Annotated in this window: 24 protein-coding genes and 1 riboswitch; of the genes, 13 read left to right on the plus strand and 11 right to left on the minus strand. The window is 71.6% G+C overall.

Going from position 1 to position 22950, the window contains the following annotated elements; genetic code table 11:
- Positions 1-103: 103 nt before the first annotated feature.
- The 7 genes from thiE to thiC all read left to right on the plus strand — a co-directional run bounded on the left by thiE (position 104) and on the right by thiC (position 6391).
- The gene (thiE, locus tag FLL47_RS18470; protein ID WP_246158182.1) at positions 104-730 is read left to right on the plus strand and encodes a thiamine phosphate synthase; all 627 of its coding nucleotides are present in this window, start codon (positions 104-106) and stop codon (positions 728-730) included.
- A gap of 288 nt (positions 731-1018) precedes the next feature.
- A riboswitch (TPP riboswitch) is annotated at positions 1019-1131 on the plus strand.
- Entirely contained in the window at positions 1125-2171 is a 1047-nt protein-coding gene (thiO, locus tag FLL47_RS18475; protein ID WP_144121772.1) for a glycine oxidase ThiO, read from the plus strand. (Overlaps the previous riboswitch by 7 nt.)
- Positions 2171-2371, plus strand: coding sequence for a sulfur carrier protein ThiS (thiS, locus tag FLL47_RS18480; RefSeq protein WP_425457730.1), 201 nt, complete (start codon positions 2171-2173; stop codon positions 2369-2371). Before thiO ends, thiS begins: the two co-directional genes overlap by 1 nt.
- A gap of 5 nt (positions 2372-2376) precedes the next feature.
- Positions 2377-3147 (plus strand): thiazole synthase, encoded by a 771-nt coding sequence (locus FLL47_RS18485; RefSeq protein WP_144121774.1) that lies wholly within the window; start codon positions 2377-2379, stop codon positions 3145-3147.
- Positions 3141-3920: a thiamine phosphate synthase gene (locus FLL47_RS18490; RefSeq protein WP_144121775.1), complete on the plus strand. Its 780-nt coding sequence runs from the start codon at positions 3141-3143 to the stop codon at positions 3918-3920. The genes FLL47_RS18485 and FLL47_RS18490 overlap by 7 nt, the downstream gene beginning before the upstream one ends.
- Before the next feature lie 135 nt (positions 3921-4055).
- Positions 4056-4844 carry a bifunctional hydroxymethylpyrimidine kinase/phosphomethylpyrimidine kinase gene (thiD, locus tag FLL47_RS18495; RefSeq protein ID WP_144121776.1) on the plus strand — a complete coding sequence of 263 codons (789 nt, stop codon included), beginning with the start codon at positions 4056-4058 and terminating at the stop codon, positions 4842-4844.
- 14 nt (positions 4845-4858) lie between these two features.
- On the plus strand, positions 4859-6391 hold the full coding sequence (gene thiC / locus FLL47_RS18500) for a phosphomethylpyrimidine synthase ThiC (protein ID WP_144121777.1): 1533 nt from the start codon (positions 4859-4861) through the stop codon (positions 6389-6391).
- 116 nt (positions 6392-6507) lie between these two features.
- Here the strand turns inward: thiC and FLL47_RS18505 are convergent, their stop codons facing one another.
- The 6 genes from FLL47_RS18505 to FLL47_RS18530 all read right to left on the minus strand — a co-directional run bounded on the left by FLL47_RS18505 (position 6508) and on the right by FLL47_RS18530 (position 15174).
- A complete protein-coding gene (locus FLL47_RS18505; protein ID WP_144121778.1) occupies positions 6508-7383 on the minus strand; it encodes a hypothetical protein in 876 nt (291 codons plus the stop codon).
- 27 nt (positions 7384-7410) lie between these two features.
- Positions 7411-8499, minus strand: coding sequence for a uroporphyrinogen-III synthase (locus tag FLL47_RS18510; protein ID WP_144121779.1), 1089 nt, complete (start codon positions 8497-8499; stop codon positions 7411-7413).
- A 136-nt stretch (positions 8500-8635) separates the two neighbouring features.
- A complete protein-coding gene (gene nirD, locus FLL47_RS18515) occupies positions 8636-8986 on the minus strand; it encodes a nitrite reductase small subunit NirD (RefSeq protein WP_144121780.1) in 351 nt (116 codons plus the stop codon).
- Positions 8983-11475, minus strand: a complete 2493-nt coding sequence (gene nirB / locus FLL47_RS18520) for a nitrite reductase large subunit NirB (RefSeq protein WP_144121781.1) — start codon at positions 11473-11475, stop codon at positions 8983-8985. Before nirB ends, nirD begins: the two co-directional genes overlap by 4 nt.
- A gap of 70 nt (positions 11476-11545) precedes the next feature.
- Complete coding sequence (locus FLL47_RS18525; protein ID WP_144122042.1) at positions 11546-13000, minus strand: FAD-dependent oxidoreductase; 1455 nt, start codon at positions 12998-13000, stop codon at positions 11546-11548.
- A 32-nt stretch (positions 13001-13032) separates the two neighbouring features.
- Positions 13033-15174, minus strand: coding sequence for a molybdopterin oxidoreductase family protein (locus FLL47_RS18530; protein ID WP_144121782.1), 2142 nt, complete (start codon positions 15172-15174; stop codon positions 13033-13035).
- On the opposite strand from FLL47_RS18530, the gene FLL47_RS45205 reads away from it, so the two are divergent.
- The 3 genes from FLL47_RS45205 to FLL47_RS18540 all read left to right on the plus strand — a co-directional run bounded on the left by FLL47_RS45205 (position 15165) and on the right by FLL47_RS18540 (position 16035).
- A complete protein-coding gene (locus tag FLL47_RS45205) occupies positions 15165-15272 on the plus strand; it encodes a hypothetical protein (protein ID WP_222106111.1) in 108 nt (35 codons plus the stop codon). The two genes, FLL47_RS18530 and FLL47_RS45205, sit on opposite strands and share 10 nt — an antisense overlap.
- Before the next feature lie 219 nt (positions 15273-15491).
- Positions 15492-15752 carry a DUF6364 family protein gene (locus FLL47_RS18535; protein ID WP_120317100.1) on the plus strand — a complete coding sequence of 87 codons (261 nt, stop codon included), beginning with the start codon at positions 15492-15494 and terminating at the stop codon, positions 15750-15752.
- Positions 15691-16035, plus strand: a complete 345-nt coding sequence (locus FLL47_RS18540) for a type II toxin-antitoxin system PemK/MazF family toxin (protein ID WP_186315787.1) — start codon at positions 15691-15693, stop codon at positions 16033-16035. The genes FLL47_RS18535 and FLL47_RS18540 overlap by 62 nt, the downstream gene beginning before the upstream one ends.
- A 94-nt stretch (positions 16036-16129) precedes the next feature.
- Here the strand turns inward: FLL47_RS18540 and FLL47_RS18545 are convergent, their stop codons facing one another.
- The 4 genes from FLL47_RS18545 to FLL47_RS18560 form a co-directional block, all read right to left on the minus strand.
- Entirely contained in the window at positions 16130-16624 is a 495-nt protein-coding gene (locus tag FLL47_RS18545; RefSeq protein WP_144121784.1) for a MarR family winged helix-turn-helix transcriptional regulator, read from the minus strand.
- Positions 16625-16677: 53 nt separating this feature from the next.
- Positions 16678-17271, minus strand: a complete 594-nt coding sequence (locus FLL47_RS18550; protein WP_144121785.1) for a malonic semialdehyde reductase — start codon at positions 17269-17271, stop codon at positions 16678-16680.
- Between the two features lie 205 nt (positions 17272-17476).
- A complete protein-coding gene (locus tag FLL47_RS18555; protein ID WP_144121786.1) occupies positions 17477-17770 on the minus strand; it encodes a hypothetical protein in 294 nt (97 codons plus the stop codon).
- Between the two features lie 272 nt (positions 17771-18042).
- A complete protein-coding gene (locus FLL47_RS18560) occupies positions 18043-19386 on the minus strand; it encodes an MFS transporter (RefSeq protein ID WP_144121787.1) in 1344 nt (447 codons plus the stop codon).
- 347 nt (positions 19387-19733) lie between these two features.
- Between FLL47_RS18560 and rplM the strand changes: the two genes are divergently transcribed.
- The 3 genes from rplM to glmM all read left to right on the plus strand — a co-directional run bounded on the left by rplM (position 19734) and on the right by glmM (position 22165).
- Complete coding sequence (rplM, locus tag FLL47_RS18565; RefSeq protein ID WP_144121788.1) at positions 19734-20177, plus strand: 50S ribosomal protein L13; 444 nt, start codon at positions 19734-19736, stop codon at positions 20175-20177.
- Positions 20178-20197: 20 nt separating this feature from the next.
- Positions 20198-20689 carry a 30S ribosomal protein S9 gene (rpsI, locus tag FLL47_RS18570; protein ID WP_144121789.1) on the plus strand — a complete coding sequence of 164 codons (492 nt, stop codon included), beginning with the start codon at positions 20198-20200 and terminating at the stop codon, positions 20687-20689.
- Between the two features lie 135 nt (positions 20690-20824).
- Complete coding sequence (gene glmM, locus FLL47_RS18575; RefSeq protein ID WP_144121790.1) at positions 20825-22165, plus strand: phosphoglucosamine mutase; 1341 nt, start codon at positions 20825-20827, stop codon at positions 22163-22165.
- A 63-nt stretch (positions 22166-22228) separates the two neighbouring features.
- Here glmM and FLL47_RS18580 read toward each other — a convergent pair whose 3' ends face one another.
- Positions 22229-22825, minus strand: coding sequence for a hypothetical protein (locus tag FLL47_RS18580; RefSeq protein ID WP_144121791.1), 597 nt, complete (start codon positions 22823-22825; stop codon positions 22229-22231).
- Between the last annotated feature and the right edge of the window lie 125 nt (positions 22826-22950).

The following is a 22950-nucleotide window of genomic DNA, read 5'->3' on the forward strand; positions in this document are numbered from 1 at the left end:
AAAGACTTTTCACAGAATCAGGGTTCTGGATGAGGCGATGTAGACGGCGCCTGTCACGGGAGGGCGCAGCGCATTCACCGATGAGAATCGATAGGGTATGCCCATGGCGCTGGGGAGACTCCATCTGATCACCGACGGCAGGCCCGGCCGGGACCCGGTCGCGCTGGTGCGGGCCGCGTTGCGCGTGGCCACGGCGGACCTGGTCATCCAGTTCCGGCCGGCGGACGACTGGACCGACCGGCTCGCGTACGAACTTGCCAGTCAGATCGTCGCGCTGTGCCGCCCGGTCGGGGTTCCGGTGCTGGTCAACGACCGGCTGCATGTCGCGCTCGCCACGGGAGCCGCCGGTGGCCACGTGGGTGCGGACGACCTGCCGGTGTCGGCGGCCCGGCGGCTGCTCGGCCCGGCCGCGGTGCTCGGCGCGACCTCCCGCCTGCCCGCGACCGCCTTGCGCGCGGTCGGCGACGGGGCGGACTACCTGGGTGTCGGCCCCTGCTACGCGACGTCCACGAAGGACAGCCTGCCCGTGTCGATCGGCCCGGAAGGCCTGCGCGCGGTGGCACGACAGTGCGCGGGCACCCCGATCATCGCGATCGGCGGCATCACGGCCTCCCGCGTGCCCGAGCTGCTGGCCGCCGGAGCCCACGGCGTCGCCGTCATCGGTGCGGTCTCCGACGCCGCCGACCCCACCCAAGCCGTCGCCGACCTGCTCACCGCCGTCGCCTCCTGACCCACCCCACGCCCCGGACTCCCCCTGACCGGGCCGCCGGGCCTCGATCGCACGCAGTTTCGGGGAAGCTGCCGAATCGCGGTGTCTCAAAGCGACAGTTTCCCCGAAACTGCAATGCCCTCAGGCCTTCGCGCTCACCAGCCCACAGTGGCGCGGGTTGGGTCGGCGGGGAGTGTGGCGAGGGTCGCGGTGGGCGAGGTGTGGGTTGCCTCGGGGTGCGGACGGGGTTACGCTCCCGGCAGTCGTCACGGACGGCAACACCTACGTAACACGTGAACCACATTGAACCAAGAACCCCACGGGAGCCCGGTGAACCGGGCTGAGAGGGGAGCTGATTCTCGCTCCCGACCGTAGAACCTGATCCGGGTAATGCCGGCGCAGGGAGGAGGCCGCGGTGGCACCCCTTTCCGTATCAGTCGTCGGTGGCGGCATCATCGGGCTCAGCGTCGCCTGGGAGTGCGCCCGGCGCGGGCACACCGTCACCGTGCACGACCCCGATCCCGGCCGCGGCGCGTCGCACGTCGCCGCGGGCATGCTGGCCCCGGTCGGGGAGTCGTACTTCGGCGAGCGGGAGCTGACCGAGTTGCTGCTGGAGTGCGCCCGGCGCTGGCCCGCGTACGCGGCGGAGCTGGCGGCGGCCAGCGGGCACGAGCTGGGGCACCGGACCGAGGGCACGCTGCAGGTCGGGCTGACCGCCGACGATCTCGCCGAGCTGCGTCGGCTGTGGACGCACCAGCGGGCACTGGGCGCGGACGTGGTCGCGCTCGACGGCGACCGGTTGCGCGAGCGCGAGCCGCTGCTGCACCCGCGGGCGCGGGGTGTGCTCGTCGAGTCCGACCACCAGGTGGACCCGCGTCGGGTGGTGGCCGCGCTGCGCGAGCTGGTCCCGGTGCGCCGGGAGGCCGTACGACACCTGTCCGAGCTGGATGCCGATGTGGTCGTGCTCGCTGCGGGCTGCGCCAGCGCCGCGCTGGGCGGGCTGCCGGTGCGGCCGGTGCAGGGCGCGGTCCTGCGGCTGCGCGGCCAGGCCGCGCCGCGCCACGTCATCCGCGGGTACGCCGACGGCAAGGCCGTCTACCTGGTGCCCCGCCGCGACGGCGAGGTGCTGGTCGGGGCGACGGTCGAGGAACGGGCCGACGGCCACGCCACCGCGGGCGGCGTACGCGACCTGCTGCGGGCCGCCACCGACCTGGTGCCGGAGCTGGCCGAGCACGCGCTGGTCGAGGTGTCGGTCGGGCAGCGCCCCGGCACCGCCGACAACGGACCGATCGTGGGCGAGCTGGCACCGGGTGTGCTGGTCGCCACGGGCCACTACCGGCACGGCGTGCTGGCCGCCCCGTACACCGCGTCAGCCGTCGCCGACCTGGTCGACGGCGGTGCGCTGCCCCCGCTGTGGGAGCCCTTCACCCCTGCCCGCCTGACCGCCGGAGGTATCGGATGATCACCGTGGTCGTGAACGACACGCCCCGTCCCACCAGGCGCGGCGAGACCGTCGCCGACCTGCTGGCCGTCCTCGACGTGCCGTCCCGCGGCGTCGCGGTCGCGGTCAACGGCGAGGTGGTACGCCGCGCCGACTGGCCCGCGCACCGGCTGCTCGACGGAGACCGGGTCGAGGTCCTCACCGCGGCGCAGGGCGGCTGAGCGGCATGGACGACAGGTTCGTCCTCGGGGGTGTGGAGTTCGGCTCCCGGCTCATCCTCGGCACCGGCGGGGCGAGCAGCCTGCAGTCGCTGGAACAGGCGCTGCTGGCGGGCGGCACCGAGCTGGTCACCGTCGCGCTGCGGCGCGTCGACCCGAACACCCCGGCGGGGCTGCTCGACGTGCTGGAGCGCTGCGGCGTACGGCTGCTGCCCAACACGGCGGGCTGCTACACGGCCGCCGACGCGGTGCGCACCGCGCACCTGGCCCGCGACGCGTTCGACACCGACTGGATCAAGCTGGAGGTGATCGGGGACGAGCGCACGCTGCTGCCCGACGCCGTCGAGCTGCTGCGGGCGGCCGAGCGGCTGGTCGACGACGGGTTCACCGTGCTGCCGTACACCACCGACGATCCGGTGCTGGCCCGGCGGCTGGCCGACCTGGGCTGCGCCGCGGTGATGCCCGCGGGCGCGCCGATCGGGTCGGGCCTGGGCATCTCGAATCCGCACCACATCCAGCTCATCCGGGAGGCCGTACGCTGCCCGGTCATCCTCGACGCCGGGATCGGCACCGCCAGCGACGCCGCCCGCGCCATGGAGCTGGGCTGCGACGCGGTGCTGCTGGCCAGCGCGGTGACCCGGGCCGCCGATCCGGTGGCGATGTCCACCGCGATGCGGCACGCGGTCATCGCGGGACGCCTCGCGTCGCAGGCCGGTCGCATCCCGGTGCGCCGCCACGCGCTCGCCTCCACGCCTGCCGAAGGGCTCCCGACATGGTGACCGGGCGACGTTCCGGCGCGCTGCCGGAACGCCCCGGAGCCCCGGTGGCACCGCCGGGGCGTGGACAGACCCGTGGCGCCGCCCGGCCGGGCGAGGTGACGGGGGAGTCCGCGCCGGGCGGCGTCACGCTCACCGGCGGTGGTCCCGGGACGGTGGGCGGGGTGGTCGTGGTGACCGATCGCCGCCAGGCGGCCCGGCCGCTGTCGGACGTGGTCGCCGCGGCCGTCACCGCAGGCGCGCGGATCGTGCTGCTGCGGGAGAAGGATCTGCCGCGTGTGCAGCGACTGCGGCTGGCGGTGGCGCTGCGCGGGCTGCTGCGCCCGGTCGGCGGGCTGCTCATCGTGGCCGGTCAGGACACCCTCGACGGCGAAGCGCTGCATCTGCGCGCGGGCGCGGTCGCGCCGCTGGGGCGGCCGCGGCTGCTGGGCCGCTCATGCCACGACGGGGCGGAGCTCGACCGGCTGTCCACCGAGGACTACGTGACCCTGTCGCCGGTGTACCCGAGCCGGAGCAAGCCCGGCTACGGCCCGCCGCTGGAACCCTCCGGGCTGCGCCGCCTGGCCGCCCGCGCGGGCCGTCCGGTGCTGGCGCTGGGCGGGGTCGAGACACCCGAGCAGGCCGCGGCGTGCCGCGCCACCGGGGTCGCCGGCGTCGCGGTGATGGGCGCGGTGATGCGGGCCGCCGACCCCGCATCGGTGTACGCACGGCTGCGCGCCGCGTGGGACGGCGTGTGCGACGGATCATCCCGCGACGGCGGGAGAGTGCTGGCATGAGCGAGCGCCGCGAGCTGATCAGCAGACTCGGCGATGCCGCCGACGAGCGCAGCGAGGAGAAGACATGAGCGAACACATCGCACGAAACGGGTGCCCACACCGTCCTGCCGTCGCCGGGTGCCCCGGGGGTACGCCATGACCACCACCCCCCGTCTGGCGCTCACCATCGCCGGGTCGGACAGCAGCGGCGGCGCGGGCATCCAGGCGGATCTGAAGACCTTCGCGGCGCTCGACTGCTACGGCGCGAGCGTCATCACCGCGGTTACCTCGCAGAACACCAAAGTGATCACGGACGTGCACCCGATGCCGCCCACCGTGGTCGCCGCGCAGCTCGGCGCGATCCTCGACGACATGCCGGTGGCGGCCGTGAAGGTCGGCATGGTGGCCAGCGGGGAGATCGCGGCGACCATCCGGGCCCGGGCGCGCAACGGCGAGCTGCCGAAGATGGTGCTGGACCCGGTGCTGACCGCGTCGACGGGGCGGCGGCTCGGCGTGGTCAGCGCGATCGAGCGGCTGCTGCCGTACGCGACCGTGGTGACGCCCAACATCGACGAGGCTTCGGCGCTGGTCGGCTGGCAGGTCAGCACCCCGGCGGACATGGCGGGCGCGGCGGCGCAGATCGCCTCGCACGGCCCGGCGTGCGTCGTGGTGACCGGCGGCGACCTGGGCGGTCCCGAGGTCGTGGACGCGGTGTGGACCGCCAACGGGGCGCGTTTTCTGCGCTCGCCGCGCGTGGAGACCCCCAACGACCACGGCACGGGCTGCACCTTCTCGGCGGCGATCGCAGCCCGGCTGGCGCACGGCTACCCGATCGACGACTCGATCGCCTACGCGAACCGCTATGTCCGTTCGGCGCTGCTGGCGGCGCTGGACTGGCGGCTCGGCAGCGGAGCCGGTCCGCTGAACCATTTTCCCCGCCTGTAGCACAAGGAGGCAGCATGAGGCGCAAGGTCTACGTGCCGGGGTCCCGCCCCGACATCCAGGTGCCGTTCGCCGAGGTCGACCTGACCGACGGCAGCACCCCGGTCCGTCTCTACGACACGTCCGGCCCGGGGGTCTTCGACCGCCTGCCGCGAGCGGACTGGGTGGCCGACCGAAAGCTCCACGGCGCACCGGTGACCCAGCTGGGCTGCGCCCGGGCCGGGATCACCACGCCGGAGATGGAGTTCGTGGCCCTGCGCGAGGGCGTCGCCCCCGAGCTGGTGCGGGACGAGATCGCGGCCGGCCGGGCCGTGCTCCCCGCGAACGTCAACCACCCCGAGGTCGAGCCGATGATCATCGGTAAGGCGTTCCTGGTGAAGGTCAACGCCAACATCGGCACCTCCGCGGTCACCTCCGACGTGGCGGAGGAGGTGGAGAAGCTGACCTGGGCCACCCGCTGGGGCGCCGACACGGTGATGGACCTGTCCACCGGCCCGCGCATCCACGAGACCCGAGAATCGATCATGCGCAACTCGGCGGTGCCGATCGGCACCGTGCCGATCTACCAGGCGCTGGAGAAGGTCAAGGGCGACCCGCTCAAGCTGACCTGGGAGATCTACCGCGAGACCATCGTCGAGCAGGCCGAGCAGGGCGTGGACTACATGACCGTGCACGCGGGCGTGCTGCTGCGCTACGTGCCGCTGGCGGCGGACCGGGTAACCGGCATCGTGTCCCGTGGCGGCTCCATCATGGCGGCCTGGTGCCTGGCCAAGCACCAGGAGAACTTCCTCTACACGAACTTCGAAGAGCTCTGCGAGATCTTCGCGAAGTACGACATCACCTTCTCCCTCGGCGACGGGCTGCGCCCCGGCTCGATCGCCGACGCCAACGACGAGGCGCAGTTCGGCGAGCTGCGTACGCTCGGCGAGCTCACCGAGATCGCTTGGCGGCACGACGTGCAGGTGATGGTCGAGGGTCCGGGACACGTGCCCATGCACAAGATCAAGGAGAACGTGGACCTGCAGCAGGAGGTGTGCCACGAGGCGCCCTTCTACACGCTCGGCCCGCTGACCACCGACATCGCCCCGGCCTACGACCACATCACCAGCGCCATCGGCGCCGCGATGATCGGCATGTACGGCACCGCGATGCTCTGCTACGTCACGCCCAAGGAGCACCTGGGGCTGCCGAACCGCGACGACGTCAAGGCCGGGGTGATCGCGTACAAGATCGCGGCGCACGCCGCCGACCTGGCCAAGGGGCACCCCGGCGCGCAGGCGTGGGACGACGCGCTGTCCAAGGCGCGCTTCGAGTTCCGCTGGGAGGACCAGTTCAACCTGTCCCTGGACCCGGAGACGGCGCGCTCCTATCACGACGAGACGCTGCCCGCGGCCGCCGCGAAGACCGCGCACTTCTGCTCCATGTGCGGCCCGAAGTTCTGCTCCATGCGCATCAGCCAGGAACTGAAGGAGTACGCCGCCAAGGGCATGGCCGACAAGTCCGCCGAATTCGTCGCCTCCGGCGGCCAGGTCTACCTCCCCCTCGCCTGACCCCCTTTGTCGCAACTTTTAAAGACTCGCGGCCTCACGAGTGGTGTGAGGCCGCGAGTCTTTAAAAGTTGCGCGAGGAGCGGGGCGGGCCGCGGGGGCGCGCCGCGGGGTGGGGGTTAGAGGACGCCGGGGCGGCGGGGGGCCAGGGCGACGATGGAGGAGGCGATCAGGCCGACCACTACGGCGATCATCGCGCCGAGGTAGGCGTCGGCCTGGTCGGTGAGGGCGCGGGAGATGCCGGGGCCGCCGATGACGTACGCCATCGCGACCGGCAGCGGCCCGACCGCCCCCGACAGCGCGATCAGCAGCCGCGACCGGCCCGCGTGCCGGGCGATCAGGGCGCAGGCCAGCCCCACCAGCAGGGCGATGACGGGCATCGAGAACGACGCCCGGGGGATCGGCTGCAGGCCGCTGACGTCGAGCACGCCCAGCCGCATCGGGTCGTAGTACGCGCCCATCGCGTCGCGGTTGCGGCCGAACTCGGTGGTGTCCAGGTAGGACAGGATCGCCAGCAGCCACACCGCGCCGGTGCAGGTCCACAGGTTGGCGGCGAGCGGGATCCGGCCCACCGCCAGCAGCGCCGTGAACAGGCCCGCGACGACTCCGGCGGTCACCGCGATGGCGGCGGTCAGCTCCGGGTCGAACGTCGCGCTGAGCCGGGCGTACTGCACCGGTTGCAGTGTCATCGGGAAGGCGGCCGCCGCCGCGCCCAGCGCCGCGGCCAGGGCGGTCCCGATCCGCACGGACGCGCCGATGCGCCGGCGGTCCCGCAGGGCCAGCCCGGCCGCGAAGGTCGCCCCGCCGGCCACGGCCACGATGGTGAACCACACCACCCAGGTGAGCTGCAGGTTCCAGTCGTTGTCGGTGCCCGCGGTGAACTCGCGGTCCAGCCGGAGCACGTCGAGTCCATAAACGACGCCGAACTGGGCGGCCCCGACCAGCGCCGCCATGCCGAACGCCGCTGCCAGCAGCCTTCCCCAGAAACGCATCACGCGGGGACCATACGTCCGTTGGCGGTTTCAGTCCACCGGCAGTCGGTAGCCACGTTTGACCACCGTCTGGACGAACGCGGGATCGCCGAGACCGGCCCGCAGCCGGGCCACGGCCATCTCGACGGCATGCTCGTCGGCGCCGCGCGGCAGCGCGGGCAGCAGCGAGGCCCGCGAGCGCACCTTGCCCGGCATGGCGGCCAGCGCCCGCAGCACCGCCATCGGGGCCGGGGCCAGCGGGCGCAGCTCGCCGTCCACCATCGCCGCGTGGCCGCGCAGGGTCAGCTGGTGCTCGGCGACCTGCAGGGTGACCGCCCGCCGGGGCAGTTCGTCGGCGATCGCGCGGACCAGCGCGCCCAGCCGGGCCCGCGCCGGGGCGATGACCGGGATACCGTGCCGGATCAGCGGGGCGGCCGTCACCGGCCCCACGCACGCGGCGACCACGTCGGCCCGCAGCGCCTCCAGGACCGCGTCTCCGCCCGGCCCGGCGGCTGCCAGCAGCGCGCCGACGGCCGGGGCCGAGGTGAAGGTGATGGCGTCGACCAGGCGGTTGGACACGAGGTCGACCAGCCGGTGCAGCGGCGCCGAGTCCAGCGGCGGCGCCCAGCGGTAGACCGGCACCTCGATGACTTCGGCGCCGGCGGCCCGCAGCGAGGCGCAGAACTCCGGCTGCTGGTCGCCGTGCAGCTGCACGGCCACCGTCTGCCCGCCCACGCCGCGCTTGAGCAGGTGGGCCAGGCACTCGTCGCAGCTTTCCGAGTCCGGTGACCACTGGTCGTGCAGGCCCGCCGCGCGCACCGCGCCGCGTGCCTTCGGGCCGCGGGCCACGATGTACGCCTCGGCCAGCACCGCGCGCAGCGGGTCGGCCAGGCCCCAGCCCTCGGCGGCCTCCAGCCAGCCGCGCATGCCGATGCCGGTGTTGGCGACGACCACGTCGGGTGGCGTGTCCAGGCAGCGCCGGGTGGCCTCGCGCAGCTGGGAGTCGTCGTGGAGCGGCACGATACGCAGCGCGGGGGCGATGACGACCCGCGCGCCGCGCCGCTCGAGCAGCGCGGCCAGCTCGTCGCGCCGCCGGTCGGCGGTGACCCCGACGGTGAAACCCGCGAGTTCGGTCATGATCGGGCCTTTCCTGCCGGGACGAGCCGGTCGTGGCCCGGCTCCTCGACGACCTCGCTGTGCGCGGTCATGGCACGCCCACGCTCAGCCGTGCCGAGAACGGCACGGCTGAGCCCACTCATGACCTCGCCGGGTGCGGTCATGGTCTTTCCACAGCCACTTCGACCGTGTCCCCGTTGCAGCGGATGAGGTACGTCGGCACGGCCACCCCGCTCACGTCCAGGCACTCGCCGGTACGCAGGTCGTACACCTGCTTGTGCAGCGGGGACGCGACGGTGGGGGCGTCCCCGCGGGTGCCGACGATGCCGCGCGACATCACCTGCGCGCCCGCGATGGGGTCGCGGTTGCCGATGGCGTAGAGCTCGCCGGAGAAGGTACGGAAGATCGCGATCTGGACGCCGTCGACGAGTGCGGCGACGCCGCGTTCGGCCTCCAGCCGGGCGTACGAGCAGATCGCCGTCCAGGTGACGGTCATGGTCGCCGTGGTCATCGGGCACCTCCCAGGGTTACCGGCACCGGACCACGGGCAGGGATCTTCTGCCCGCGTTCGACCTCGAAGCTGATGTCGGGGTCGGGTGTGCCCGGCGCGTTGACGAACGAGACGAAGCGTGCGAGGCGCTGCGGGTCCTGCAGGGTGGCCTGCCACTCGTCGGCGTATGACCCGACGTGGCGGGCCATCTGCGCGTCGAGTTCCTCGCACAGTCCCAGCGCGTCGTCGACGATGACGGCGCGCAGGTGGTCGAGACCGCCCTCCATCGCCTCCAGCCAGGCGGCGGTGCGCTGCAGCCGGTCGGCGGTGCGGACGTAGTACATGAGGAACCGGTCGATGGTGCGGATCAGCTCCTCGGTGCTGACGTCGGTGAGGAACAGGTCCGCGTGCCGGGGCCGGAATCCGCCGTTGCCGGCGACGTACAGGTTCCAGCCCTTCTCGGTGGCGATGATGCCGAAGTCCTTGCTGCGCGCCTCGGCGCACTCGCGGGCGCAGCCGCTGACCGCGGACTTGAGCTTGTGCGGGGCGCGCAGGCCCCGGTAGCGCAGCTCCAGCTCGATGGCCAGGCCGACGGAGTCCTGCACGCCGTACCGGCACCAGGTCTCGCCGACACAGCTCTTCACCGTGCGCAGCGCCTTGCCGTACGCGTGTCCGGACTCGAAGCCCGCGTCCACCAGCCGGTGCCAGATCTGCGGCAGCTGCTCGACCCGCGCGCCGAACAGGTCGATGCGCTGGCCACCCGTGATCTTCGTGTAGAGCCCGAAGTCGCGGGCCACCTCGCCGATCACGATCAGCTTCTCCGGGGTGATCTCGCCGCCGGGGATGCGCGGCACCACCGAGTAGGTCCCGTCGCGCTGGATGTTGGCGAGGAAGTGGTCGTTGGTGTCCTGCAGCGCGGCTTCCTCGCCGTCGAGGATGTAGCCGTTGTTGACGGCGGCCAGGATCGACGCGATCGCGGGCTTGCAGATGTCGCAGCCGCGGCCGGTGCCGTACCCGCCGACCAGCTCGGTGAAGGAGCGGATGTTGCGTACCCGGATGATGTCGAACAGCTCCTGGCGCGAGTACGTGAAGTGCTCGCACAGCGCCTTGGACTGCACCACCCCACCCGCGGCGAGCAGCTGCTTGAGCAGCGGAATGCACGACCCGCAGCCGGTGCCCGCCTTGGTGCACGTCTTCAGGCCCGGCACGTCGGTGCAGCCGCCGGCGATCGCGTCCGTGACGTGGTCCTTGGTCACCGCGTGGCAGGAGCACACCTGCGCCGTGCCGGGCAGTTCGGCCTTCGCCGACCCGTCCCCGGCCGGGGCGAGCAGCGCCAGCGGCGGCGCGGGCAGCGGCCCGCCGAGCGAGGCCCGCAGCGTCGGGTACGCGCTCGCGTCGCCCACCAGGATGCCGCCGAGCAGCGTCTTCGCGTCGTCGGTGAGCAGCAGCTTGGCGTACACGCCGGTGACCTGGTCGGTGACGACCACGTCGAGCCCGTCGGCGAACGGGGCGCCGAAGCTGGCCACGTCCACCCCGAGCAGCTTCAGCTTGGTGGAGGTGTCGGGGCGGGCCATCGTCGCCTCGCCGCCGGTCAGCCGGTCGGCGACCACCTCGGCCATCGCGTAGCCGGGCGCGACCAGGCCGTAGCAGACCCCGTCGGTCTCGTCGAGGGACAGCGCCGCGCACTCGCCGATGGCCCACACGGCCGGGTCGGCGGTCGCGCACGCGGCGTCGACCACGAAGCCGCCGCGCGGGCCGCGCACCAGCCCGGCCGGCTCGGCCAGCTCGTCGCGGGGCCGGATGCCCGCGGCGACCACGACCACGTCCACGTCCAGCGAGCCGCCGTCGTTGAACAGCATCCGGTGCACGCCGCCCGCGTCGCCCTCCAGGCCTGCGCAGCCGCGGCCGGTGTGCACGGTGACGCCCAGCGCCTCGATGTGCCGCTTCAGCACCGCGCCGCCGCCCTCGTCCACCTGCAGCGGCATCAGCCGCGGCGCGAACTCGACGACGTGCGTGGTGATGCCGAGCATCTTCAGCGCGTTCGCGGCCTCCAGGCCGAGCAGGCCGCCGCCGAGCACCGCGCCGATCCGGCGCCCGCCGGCGGTCGCCCACTCCTTCAGCGCCGCGAGGTCGTCGAGGGTGCGGTAGACGAAGACGCCGGGCAGATCGCTGCCCGCGATCGGCGGCACGAACGCCCGCGAGCCGGTGGCCAGCACCAGCGCGTCGTACGGCGTCTCGCCGGACGCACTGTGCACGACCCTGCGGTCGCGGTCGATCCCGGTGACGGCCTCGTTCAGTCGCACCGCGACCCCGTCGGGTGCCCCGCCCAGGTGCAGCGCACCGGCGTCGTAGTCGTCGAACCAGGCCGACAGCCGCACCCGGTCGTACGCCGGGCGGTCCTCCTCGGCCAGCACGGTCACCGACCAGCCGGGATCGGCCCGCTCCGCGAACGCCTCCAGGAAGCGCTGCGCCACCATGCCGTACCCGGCAACGACCAGCTTCTTCGTCATGCCCTCACCTCGCTGCGCTCGGCTCCGGCATTTTCCGGCCTCATGATGAGCTCACTGCGTTCGCTCATGATCAGGACACCCCCACACTGTCTGAGGTGGACAGCCACCCGACGATGCCGTCAACCGCGTCCTTGCAGCTGCCGCAGCCGGTGGTGGCGCGAGTACGGGCGACGACGTCGTCGAGCGAGCGGGCGCCGGAGCGCCAGCAGCGCACCAGCGCGCCCTTGGTGACCGTGTTGCACTGGCACACGGTGGCGTTGTCGGGCATGAGCGCGGGCGTGGTCGTGGCGACCGGCGCCTCCACGCCGCCCAGCGACCGCCCGAGCAGGAGCGCACGCCGGTCGCGCGGCACCAGGCCCTTGCGGTCGAAGAGCTGGATGACCTGGCCGACGCTGGGGTTGTCGCCCAGCATCACCGCGCCGGTCAGCCGGTCGTCGCGGATGACCAGGCGGGCGTACGTGCCCCGGGCCGGGTCGGCGAAGCTGACGTCCTCGCAGGCGGGGTCGGGTTGCAGGCTGCCCATCGCGGCGAGGTCGATGCCGGAGGCCTTGAGCCGGGTGACCGGCGAGCTGGGCACGTACACCGCGTCGGGGTCGGCGCCGGTGAGCCGGGCGGCCAGCACCCTGGCCTGCTCCCAGGCCGGGGCGACCAGCCCGCCGACGACCTCGCCGAACTGCGCGCAGTCGCCGATGGCCGAGATGCGCCGGTCGGAGGTGGCCAGGCACTCGTCGACGACGATGCCGCGCTCCACGCGCAGCCCCGCCGCGCGGGCCAGGCCGGTCTCGGCGCGCACCCCGCAGGCCAGCACCAGCAGGTCGGCGCGCAGGTTGCGGTCGTTCAGACGCAGCGTCACACCGTCGTCGTCGGCGCTCACCCCGGTCGCCGACGACGCCAGGTGCACGGCCACGCCCAGCTCGGCGAGGGTGCGCACCAGCACCGCGCTGGCACCCTGGTCGAGCTGGCGCTCCATCAGGTGGCCCACGCCGTGCACGACCTCGACGGCCAGCCCGCGTCCGGCCAGCCCGCGGGCGGCCTCGAGGCCGAGCAGCCCGCCGCCGAGCACGAGCGCGGTGCGCGCGCCCTGGGCGGCGTCGAGGATGCGCCGGCAGTCCTCCAGCGTCCGGAACGTGGCGACACGCGGGTGCGGCTGCTCCAGTCCCGGGATCGGCGGCGCGATCGCCTGCGACCCGGTGGCCAGCACCAGGTGGTCGTAGCCGAGTTCCTCGCCGTCGTCGAGGGTGATGGTGCGGGCGGCGCGGTCGATGGCGGTGACGGCGACCCCGGTCCGGGTCTTCACCCCGTGCCCGGCGGCCTCGGTCAGCGTGATGTCGGCTTCGCCGTGCTTGCCGGCCAGCACGCTGGACAGCAGGATGCGGTTGTAGGCGCGGTGCGGCTCGGCGCCGAGCACGGTGACCTCGACGCCGGAGGCGGCGGACAGTTCCGTCGCCAGCCGGGCGCCGGCCATGCCGTACCCGATGACGATCACGTGGTTGGGGGAGGTGCGGGGTCGGTCGGCGGGCGGCATGGCCGTGCCATGCCGCGAGGTGTTGCCAGGGTTCATGGTGTCACCGGCTCGATTCGTACGGCACAGACCTTGAACTCCGGCATCCGTGAGATCGGGTCCAACGCGTCACCGGTGAGCGAGTTGGCCCGGCCCGTGCCGGAGTAATGGAAGGGCGCGAAGAGGGTGTCGGGTCGGATCGTGGTGACGACGCGGGCGGGCGCGATCATCTCGCCGCGGCGGCTGAGCACCCGCACCGTGTCGCCGTCGTCGATGCCGAGCCGCTCGGCCAGATCCGGGTGCAGCTCGACGAACGGCCCGCCGGGCAGCGCCGCGATGCGGCGGGTCTGCGCGCCGGACTGGTACTGCGCCAGGACCCGCCCCGTGGTGAGGTAGAGCGGGTACTCGGCGTCGATCTCCTCGGCCACCGGCCGGTGCTCCACCGCGACCATGCGGGCGCGACCGTCCGGGGTCGGGAAGCCTTCTTCGAAGAGCCGCGGCGTGCCTGCCCGGTCCGCCGCGGGGCACGGCCAGAAAACGCCGTTCTCGGCGTCCACCCGCTCCCACGTGACGCCTGCGTAATCGGCCACCCCGCCGGCGGTGGCCCGCCGCAGCTCCTCGAAGACGGCGTACGGATCGGCGGAGAAACCGCCGGACCGCTCGCCACCGGCGACGGAGCGACCGTCCCCGGTTCGGCCGAGCCGGAAGGCCAGCTCGGCCATCACCGCCAGATCCGTCCCTGTCCCTGGCGGTGGCTTGCGGAGAGCCCGGCGCCGCAGCACCCGGCCCTCCAGATTGGTCATGGTTCCGTCTTCCTCGGCCCACTGTGCCACGGGAAGCACCACATCGGCGATCGCGGCGGTCTCACTGAGCACGAAATCGCAGACGACCAGCAGGTCCAGCGACTTCAGCCGCTCGGTGATGCGGGCCGCGCGGGGCGCGGAGACCACCGGGTTGGAGCCGAACACCAGCATCGCCTTCGGTCCGCCGGGTTGCCCGAGCGCGTCGAGCAGCTCGTACGCGGACAGGCCGGGACCGGGCAGGCTGTCCGGGTCGACGCCCCACACGGCGGCGACGTGCGCCCGCGCGGCCGGGTCGTCGATCTTCCGGTATCCCGGCAGCTGGTCGGCCTTCTGCCCGTGCTCGCGGCCGCCCTGGCCGTTGCCCTGCCCGGTGAGGCAGCCGTAGCCGGAGCCGGGGCGTCCCGGCAGGCCGAGCGCCAGCGCCAGGTTGATGAAAGCGGTGACCGTGTCGACGCCCTTGGCGTGCTGCTCGGCGCCGCGGGCGGTCAGGATGATCGCGCGGTCGGCGGCGGCCAGCGTCCGCGCGGTGGCCTCCAGGTCGGCGACGGGCACTCCGGTGAGCAACTCCACCCGGGCGGGCCAGTAGCCGGCGACGGTCTTGCGGACCGCGTCCCAGCCGGTGGTGCGCTCGGCCAGGTAGGCCGGGTCGGTCAGGCCCTCGGCGACCACGATGTGCAGCAGGCCCAGGGCCAGCGCCAGATCGGTGCCGGGGGTGGGCTGCAGGTGCAGGGTGGCGGCGCGCGCGGTCGGGGTGGCCCGCGGGTCCACCACGATCTGGGTGCCACCGTGCTCGCGCTGCTCGGTGAGGTAGCGCGCGAAGGGCGGCATGGTCTCCGCGACGTTCGCGCCGATCAGCAGCAGGGTGTCGGCCTCGGCGATGTCGGCCATCGGGAACGGCAGCCCGCGGTCGATGCCGAAGGACCGGTTGCCGGCGGCCGCCGCCGAGCTCATGCAGAAGCGGCCGTTGTAGTCGATGTTGGCGGTGCGCAGCGCGACCCGGGCGAACTTGCCCAGCGTGTACGCCTTCTCGTTGGTGAGCCCGCCGCCGCCGAACACGGCGACCGCGTCGCGCCCGTGCGCGTCCTGCACCCGGCGGATGCCGTCGACGATGAAGTCGTACGCCTCGTCCCAGGTCGCGGGCTGTCCCTTGATCAGCGGGGTGGTCAGCCGCTCCGGGTGGTCCAGCAGCTCGGCCGAGGTCCAGCCCTTCTGGCAGAGCCCGCCTCGGTTGGTGGGGAAGTCGCGGGCGGCGACCTCGACCCGCCCTTCCGGGGTCTCGCGCAGCGTCATGCCGCACTGGAGTGCGCAGTAGGGGCAGTGGGTGGCGACCTCACGCGCGGACCCGAGCACCGGCAGGGCGGTGACTCGAGTGGCGGGTGGGGCCGATGGCGTCATGTGCGAAATCCTGCGGGCCGGGAGTTTCGCTGCGACGTCCCTTGTGTTTCCAACCTGCTAAGAGCGGCGCACGTCCTGCACGAAAGCGCTGTTGGTGACGGTGCCCACACCGAAGGGTGCGAAGGACTGGGCGTTTTACGGGCTCGGCCGTCCAGCGATGGCGATGATCGTCCGAATGGTCGATTATCCCATCCCGGCGCTTACGGTTACGATGACGTCACAGTGCGTGAAAGTGCTCAGAACGGGCCATTTTCACTCACGCAACTGACATGAAGAACAGGATGACTCGTGGTCACACCGGGCGTAATCTAATCGGCATGACTGCCAAAGTGACGCTGTCCTTCACGGACGAGACGATTGAGGAAGCGCGCCGGTACGCCGAGCGCGACGGGCTGTCGCTGTCGGCTTGGATGGATCAAGCCGCGCGGGAGAAGGCCCTCAGGGAGTTGTTCACCGCGCATGCCGACGTGGTGCGCCGGGCGGGCACCGACCGGCTGGAGAAGAACGCGCTGGACGATGAGCGCGAAGTCGAATTGGTACGCCTGGAACTGTCAGGACGGGGGCGGCGTGCTGCGTAGAGGCGAGATCTGGCGTATCGACGGGGCCCGGGAAAGGCTCGGCCTGGTCATCAGCTCGGATGTGTACAACAGCACCGATGTGCCGATCGTCATCGTCGCGGAGGTCGTCGAGGAGGACGAACTCCGCGACTCGCCGCTGGCGGTGCCGATGGGCGAGCTGATCATCATGCCCGACCGGGTGTCGTCACCCATGAAGAAGTGGTTCACCGACATGGTGGACGTCGTCGACACCGACACGATGCGCAAGGTCGGCCGGGCCTTGCGCATCATCCAGGACCTCTGAGTCCCCAGGAGCCCGTCGGAGCGGCCGCTCGATGTCATCCGCAGCGGAGCGGAGGATGACGCCGATCAAGGCCGCGTAGCGGGCGACGCATATTTCAGTCCTCGTCCTTCGGGCACTGCTCCCGCATCGAGGTGTGCAGCGGGGTGAACAACTCCGTCAGCTGCACCAGCTGCGGCGGGGTCAACCGGTCGATGAAGATCGAGCGCACCAGCTCGACGTGATGCGGCGCGACCCGCTGGATCGTCTCCCACCCCTCGTCGGTGAGCACGGCGAACTGCCCCCGCCGGTCGGACGGGCAGCTCTGCCGGCGCACCAGCCCGGCGCGCTCCATCCGGGTGATCTGGTGTGACAGCCGGCTCTTCTCCAGCAGCATCGCCTGTGCCAGCTCCGACATGCGCAGGCGCCGCTCGGGCGCCTCGGACAGGGACACCAGCACCCCGTAGTCGGTCCCCGAGAGGTCGTGCTGTGCCATCCCGCGCTCGAGCTCGGCCAGCACGAGCTTGGCGGTGAGGATGAAACTGCGCCACGCCTCCTGCTCCTGGCCGTTCAACCAGGAGACCTCTTTCGTCTGCGTCGCGATGGTCACCATGAACCCACCCTAGAGGGGTGGGGACAGGCGTCCCCACCTCTCATCGTCTCTTGTCAGGCAGTCGTTACGACATCGTCGTAGTCGAGCCGCGGGTTGCGGTCGAACCACGCGCCCTCGCCGGGCTTGCCGATGTTCACCACGGCCAGCACCTTGTGCTCGCCGTCGGCGAAGAACTCCTTCTCGATGCCGGTCGCGTCGAAGCCGGTCATCGGGCCGGCGGCCAGCCCGGCCGCGCGTACGCCCAGGATGAAGTAGCCCACCTGCAGCGCGGCGTTGAACTGCGCCGTGTGGGCGCGGGCCGTGTCGTCACCGGTGAACCAGTCCCGCACGCCGGGGGCGTGCGGGAAGGTGCGGTCGAACTTGTCGTGGAAATTGGTGTCGGCGGCGAGGATCGCGACCAGCGGCGCCGCGCCGGTCTTCGCCTTGTTGCCGTCGGCCATCTGCTCGACCAGGCGCTCACGGGCCTGCTCGGAGCGCACCAGCACCACCCGCAGCGGCTGCATGTTGAGCGAGGTCGGCGCGTACTTGACCAGGTCGTAGATCGCCCGCACCTGCTCGCCGGTCACCGGCTCGTCGGTGAAGGTGTTGGCGGTGCGTGCGCTACGGAACAGCAGCTCCTGCGCGTGGTTGTCGAGAACGAGCGACATTGTGTTTCCTCCGAAGTCGGTCTGGCTCTGTCAGCCACCTGTCACCAACTTTGGTGAAAGTTCAACTATTTCGCAAGTAACGACGCTGTGGCGTATCCGACACCGTTCAGCCCCATGATCAGCGGATTTGCCAGGCGAGTGGGCGTATCCGCGCTCAAGATACGCACGCCTGCCCGGCAAGTCGGGTGATCATGGGGGGTGCCGGTCACGGCCGACCGAAGATGTCGTGGGAGCCGATGCGGCGCCAGATGATGTGGGGACCCGGCTGCTCGGGCAGCTCCGCGCCGTACTGGAAGGTGGCGCGGCCGTCCGGTGCCCAGGTCAGCTCCCAGATGTCGGGGTGGCCGGCCATCTTCTTCACTCGCGGCCCTTTGCGGAACTCCCCGGTTCGCAGGTCGTCCACGAAGCTTCCGACGGCCTGGCGGAAGAGCGCCTTCTCGGCCTCGGTCAGCCGCTTGTAGTCGTGGAAGAAGCTGTCCAGTTGGTCGTGTGTCGGCATCAGGCGTCGTCCAGTGCGGCGAGGAACTCCTCGTCACTGCCGTATCGGGTGTATCGCCCGGCCGTGAGATCGGCGTCGGCCTCTGCTTCGCGCGCCTGCCACCGCGGCGAGTGGAACCACTCCTGGTCGCGGGGGACGAGCGAGGCCGGTGTCCTGGTCGTGCTGTACCTCGCTCATTCCGAAAGTCTGACAGGCAGAAAGTCCATCCGAAAGCAGGCAGGAAAATGCCCCGACCCCGGCGGCGCAGGGGTCGGGGCGGGAAGGGCAAAGGGTCAGACGCCCGCGTGGGCGAGGCTGGGCGCCTGCGTCACGAGGACGCGCCGACGCAGGTAGCACCACCAGGTGACGGCCAGGCAGGTGCCGTACATCACGGCGAACCAGCCGAAGGCGGTGCCGATGCCGCCGGTCGCGTTGATCGAGTCGCTGATGGCCCGGGGCAGGTAGAAGCCGCCCAGTGCGCCGACCGCGCCGGCGATGCCCAGGGTGGCCGCCGACTCCCGCTTCGCGGTGGCCAGGTCGACCGAGGTGGCCGCGAAGATCGCCGGGATCATGCGGTAGGTCGACCCGTTGCCCGCCCCGGCCGCCGTGAAGAGCAGCAGGAACGCGCCGAGGAAGCCGGCCATGCTCTTGGCCTGGACCGCCGTGATGACGCCGTAGGAGCCGAAGCCCATCAGCACGAAGCAGGCCGCGGTGACCCGGGCCCCGCCGACCTTGTCCGACAGCCAGCCGCCGAACGGACGGGACAGCGAGCCGACCAGCGGGCCGGTGAAGGCCAGGGTGATCGTCGCCGCGCCCAGGTGGGCGGTGGGCGCCTGCGGGAACTGCAGCTTGAGCACGAGCGGGAAGGCGGCGGAGTAACCCAGGAACGAGCCGAAGGTGCCGATGTAGAGGAACGACATGATCCAGGTGTGCGCCCGCTTGACCGTGGCGAACTGCGCCTTCAGCGGCGACTTCGCCACCTCGAGGTTGTTCATGAACAGGCGGGCGCAGAGCGCGGCGGCCAGCACCAGGGGCAGCCACATCAGTCCGCCGTACACCAGCCCGAACGACAGCGCGATCGGCACCACCAGCTGCATCACGCTGATGCCGAGGTTGCCGCCGGCCGCGTTCAGGCCGAGCGCGACGCCCTTCTCCCGCTCCGGGTAGAAGAAGGAGATGTTGGTCATGGAGGAGGCGAAGTTGCCGCCGCCCAACCCCGCGGTCGCGGCGATGAGCAGCACCGCCCAGTACGGCGGCTTGGCGGTGACCGCGAACACCATGCCCGCGATCGGGATCAGCAGCAGCAGCGCGCTGATCATGGTCCAGGTGCGTCCGCCGAACCGGGTCACCGCGAAGGTGTACGGGATGCGCATCAGCGCACCGATCAGGTTCGGCAGCGCGACCAGCCAGAACTTCTGGTCGACGGTGAACGGGAAGGCGGTGGCCGGCATCGCCACCACCACGACGCTCCAGAGCGTCCACACCGAGAACCCCAGGTGCTCGGCGAAGATGGAGAAGACCAGGTTCCGCCGGGCGACACGGCGGCCGGTGGAGGCCCAGAACTGCGGGTCCTCGGGGTCCCAGTTGCTGATCGCGGCGGGCTTCGATGCCGGCGGCGCAGGCGCGATGGCGGTCATGGCCAGCAAGTTACGAACATGTGATTGCCATGATGTTCCGATGCCCGTACCCGTGGTGTGAACCCTGCCGCACCGCGCGACCCCGATCGCTGTGAGCGGAGGCCGCGAAAACGGACATCGAACGGCATACCACAGGGCAAGCAGGCCGTTTTGACCTCGCCGGGAGGCACCGGGTATCGTTAGCGGCTGTTGTGCGAGAGGTGGCGCCGAGCCGGTAGTCCTGATGCTCAGGTAGGCTTGTCGTTCGCGCGCCGGTCCGTTTGCGACCGGCCGGCATCGCAGAATCCGTTGATCGTGGGCAGTTTCGCCCGCGGTCACACAGACCTACGACGAGACAAGGTAGACCTGTGCGTACGTACAGCCCGAAGCCGGGTGAGATCGAGCGTCAGTGGCACGTTATCGACGCTTCTGACGTCGTGCTGGGCCGGCTCGCCACCCACACCGCCAATCTTCTGCGCGGTAAGCACAAGCCGACTTTCGCGCCGCACGTCGACACCGGCGACTTTGTGGTCATCATCAACGCCGGCAAGGTTGCCCTGACCGGCAACAAGCGCGCGACCAAGATCGCTTACCGGCACTCCGGTTACCCGGGTGGTCTGAAGCAGATCGGTTATGACGAGCTGCTCACCAAGCGCCCCGAGAAGGCGATCGAGCTTGCCGTCAAGGGCATGATCCCCCACAACAAGCTGGGCCGTCAGATCATGTCGAAGCTGAAGGTCTACGCTGGCGCGGAGCACCCGCACGCGGCTCAGCAGCCGGTGCCGTTCGAGATCAAGCAGATCGCGCAGTGAGCGCGGACGAAGGAATCACCATGACCGACACTTCCGTGCCGACCCAGGCCGTGGTCGAGGCTGAGGCTGAGGCCTCGGTCGCCACCGCCGTCGCTGTCAAGCCGGCCACCCCGAAGTTCAAGGGCGACCGACCGATCCAGACCGTTGGCCGCCGCAAGCAGGCCATCGTCCGGGTGCGCCTGATCCCCGGCTCCGGCAAGATCACCTGCAACGGCCAGGAGCTGGAGAAGTACTTCCCCAGCAAGGTCGCGCAGCAGTCGGTGCGGGAGCCGCTGGTGACCGCGGAGAAGACCGAGGGCCTCGACATCATCGCCAACCTGCGTGGCGGTGGCATCAGCGGCCAGGCCGGCGCGCTGCGTCTGGCCATCGCGCGCGCCCTGTGCGAGCTCGACATCGACGACCGCCCGGCGCTGAAGAAGGCCGGCTTCCTCACTCGTGACGCCCGCGTCACGGAGAGCAAGAAGTACGGTCTCAAGAAGGCCCGTAAGGCCCCGCAGTACTCCAAGCGTTGATCGCTGTCTTCTGATCGGCCGGGCACGCTCCTGCTTCACGGCGGGATGGCGTGTCCGGCCTTTCGACTTTGGCCCCTGATCCGGGGCCGGGTCGGCCCAACCCCTCCTTTCGCACCCCACAGAAAGGGCCACCGAATGGCACGCCTTTTCGGCACCGACGGCGTACGCGGTCTGGCCAACGCGGACCTCAGCCCCGAACTCGCACTCTCGCTGGCTGTCGCCGCTGCACACACCCTGCCCGACCCCGATCGTGAGCAGCCGCCGCTGGTGGTGGTCGGCCGCGACCCCCGGGCCAGCGGGGAGATGCTCGAGGCGGCCGTGGTCGCGGGCCTGGCCAGCGCCGGCGCGAACGTGGTGCGGGTCGGCGTGCTGCCGACGCCCGGCGTGGCGTACCTGACCGGCGAGGTGCGGGCCGACTTCGGCGTGATGATCTCCGCCAGTCACAACCCGATGCCGGACAACGGCATCAAGTTCTTCGCCGCCGGCGGGCACAAGCTGACCGACGAGCAGGAGGACGCCATCGAGGCCGCGCTCGGCGCGACCTGGACGCGTCCCACCGGAGCGCAGGTCGGGCGCGTGCACGACCTGCTCGACGGCGCCGAGCACTACACCACGCACCTGGTGGAGGCGACCGGGCACCCGCTCGCGGGGATCAAGGTCGTGGTCGACTGCGCGCACGGCGCCGCCAGCGACGTGGCGCCTGAAGCGTTCCGCGAGGCCGGGGCCGAGGTGATCGCCATCAACGCCGAGCCCGACGGGCTCAACATCAACGACGAGTGCGGCGCGACCCATCTCGGTCCGCTGAAGGCGGCCGTGCTCGAGCACGGCGCGCACCTGGGCATCGCGGTCGACGGCGACGCCGACCGGTGCCTGGCGGTCGACGCGTCCGGCGCCGAGGTGGACGGCGACCAGATCATGGCCATCCTCGCGCTGGCCATGCGCGACGCCGGCACGCTGGTGAACGACACCCTGGTCGCGACCGTCATGAGCAACCTCGGGCTGCGCATCGCCATGCGCGAGGCCGGCATCACCCTGGTCGAGACGAAGGTCGGCGACCGGTACGTGCTGGAGGAGCTGCGGGCCGGCGGGTTCAGCCTGGGCGGGGAGCAGAGCGGCCACGTCGTGTTCACCGAGCACGCGACCACGGGCGACGGCGTGCTCACCGGCCTGCGCCTGCTGGCCCGCGTGGCGCAGACCGGCAAGCCCCTGGGCGAGCTGGCCGCCGTGGTGAACCGGCTGCCGCAGGTGCTGATCAACGTACGGGTGGCCGACAAGGCCGTGGCCCGCGCACCGGAGATCCTCGCCGCGGTCGCCGCGGCCGAGGCCCAGCTCAGCGGGACCGGCCGGGTGCTGCTGCGCCCGTCGGGCACCGAGCAGCTGGTCCGGGTGATGGTCGAGGCGTCCGGCGAGGACATCGCGCGGAAGATCGCCGAGGACATCGCCGCCGACGTGCGGGCGGCCAGCCCGGCGGTGTGACCGTCTCCATCGCATGAATCAGGGCGTCCCCGAACGGGGACGCCCTGATTCAGTTCTGCGGTGTCAGCCGGCCACGAACACGCTGATGCAGGTCGCCGACGTACCCGTGCCGTCGCGCTTCTGCCGCTCGGTGCCGTCGACGGAGATGGAGCAGCCGGTCACGTTCGAGTCGCTGCCCGTCGAGCGGAAGGCGATCACGGACAGGCCGAACGAGTCGCTGTTCAGCGTGAAGTTCTTGGTCCACGGCAGGGTCACCGTCTCGCTCTGCGTATTGCCCGGCCCCTCCGAGTACGTGATCAGCGCCTGGCCGGTGCCCTCGACGGCATAACGCACCGAGTGCGAGCCGGTGGCGTCGCCGGTCGCCACGCCGACGCTGGGGATCATGTTCGGCAGGTCCTCGATCGCCTCGCCGGCCTTGTAGAACAGGTAGTAGCCGCCGACGCCGCAGACCGCGCACAGCAGCAGCACGACGCCGAGGATGATGCCGACGATCATGCCGGTGTTGCTCTTCTTCGGCGACTGCACCGGCGAGGCCTGGTAAGCGGGAGCCCCGTAGGGCGGCTGCGGCTGGTTCGGGTTGTACGGGGGCGGCGGCGGCTGGTTCGGGTTGTACGCAGGCGGCTGCGCCTGGTTGGGGTCGTACGGAGGGGGGTAGCTCATGGGTTCTTCTCCTGGCTGCGCTCGTCGGCGGGGGAGGCGGCGCGTCGGGCCGCCGGGGACCCGCTCCGCTTGCTCACCCGCGGATGGTAGGCCCCCGGCGCTCACCGGTCACAGGGTGAGGCTGC

This window comes from Catellatospora sichuanensis (genome assembly GCF_007483665.1).
GTDB classification, from domain to species: domain Bacteria; phylum Actinomycetota; class Actinomycetes; order Mycobacteriales; family Micromonosporaceae; genus Catellatospora; species Catellatospora sichuanensis.

Excerpts from the sequence above, each read along its gene's own strand:
- thiE (WP_246158182.1), top strand. The coding sequence starts at position 104 with ATGGCGCTGGGGAGACTCCATCTGATCACCGACGGCAGGCCCGGCCGG.
- FLL47_RS18490 (WP_144121775.1), top strand. The coding sequence starts at position 3,141 with ATGGTGACCGGGCGACGTTCCGGCGCGCTGCCGGAACGCCCCGGAGCC.
- nirD (WP_144121780.1), bottom strand. The coding sequence starts at position 8,986 with ATGACCACGGCGACCATGACCGTCACCTGGACGGCGATCTGCTCGTAC.
- FLL47_RS18560 (WP_144121787.1), bottom strand. The coding sequence starts at position 19,386 with ATGACCGCCATCGCGCCTGCGCCGCCGGCATCGAAGCCCGCCGCGATC.
- glmM (WP_144121790.1), top strand. The coding sequence starts at position 20,825 with ATGGCACGCCTTTTCGGCACCGACGGCGTACGCGGTCTGGCCAACGCG.
- FLL47_RS18555 (WP_144121786.1), bottom strand. The coding sequence starts at position 17,770 with ATGCCGACACACGACCAACTGGACAGCTTCTTCCACGACTACAAGCGG.
- FLL47_RS18580 (WP_144121791.1), bottom strand. The coding sequence starts at position 22,825 with ATGAGCTACCCCCCTCCGTACGACCCCAACCAGGCGCAGCCGCCTGCG.
- FLL47_RS45205 (WP_222106111.1), top strand. The coding sequence starts at position 15,165 with ATGGCGTCATGTGCGAAATCCTGCGGGCCGGGAGTTTCGCTGCGACGT.
- FLL47_RS18535 (WP_120317100.1), top strand. The coding sequence starts at position 15,492 with ATGACTGCCAAAGTGACGCTGTCCTTCACGGACGAGACGATTGAGGAA.
- rpsI (WP_144121789.1), top strand. The coding sequence starts at position 20,198 with ATGACCGACACTTCCGTGCCGACCCAGGCCGTGGTCGAGGCTGAGGCT.
- FLL47_RS18540 (WP_186315787.1), top strand. The coding sequence starts at position 15,691 with ATGAGCGCGAAGTCGAATTGGTACGCCTGGAACTGTCAGGACGGGGGC.
- nirB (WP_144121781.1), bottom strand. The coding sequence starts at position 11,475 with ATGACGAAGAAGCTGGTCGTTGCCGGGTACGGCATGGTGGCGCAGCGC.
- thiC (WP_144121777.1), top strand. The coding sequence starts at position 4,859 with ATGAGGCGCAAGGTCTACGTGCCGGGGTCCCGCCCCGACATCCAGGTG.
- FLL47_RS18530 (WP_144121782.1), bottom strand. The coding sequence starts at position 15,174 with ATGACGCCATCGGCCCCACCCGCCACTCGAGTCACCGCCCTGCCGGTG.
- FLL47_RS18550 (WP_144121785.1), bottom strand. The coding sequence starts at position 17,271 with ATGTCGCTCGTTCTCGACAACCACGCGCAGGAGCTGCTGTTCCGTAGC.
- FLL47_RS18545 (WP_144121784.1), bottom strand. The coding sequence starts at position 16,624 with ATGGTGACCATCGCGACGCAGACGAAAGAGGTCTCCTGGTTGAACGGC.
- FLL47_RS18485 (WP_144121774.1), top strand. The coding sequence starts at position 2,377 with ATGGACGACAGGTTCGTCCTCGGGGGTGTGGAGTTCGGCTCCCGGCTC.
- FLL47_RS18525 (WP_144122042.1), bottom strand. The coding sequence starts at position 13,000 with ATGCCGCCCGCCGACCGACCCCGCACCTCCCCCAACCACGTGATCGTC.
- thiD (WP_144121776.1), top strand. The coding sequence starts at position 4,056 with ATGACCACCACCCCCCGTCTGGCGCTCACCATCGCCGGGTCGGACAGC.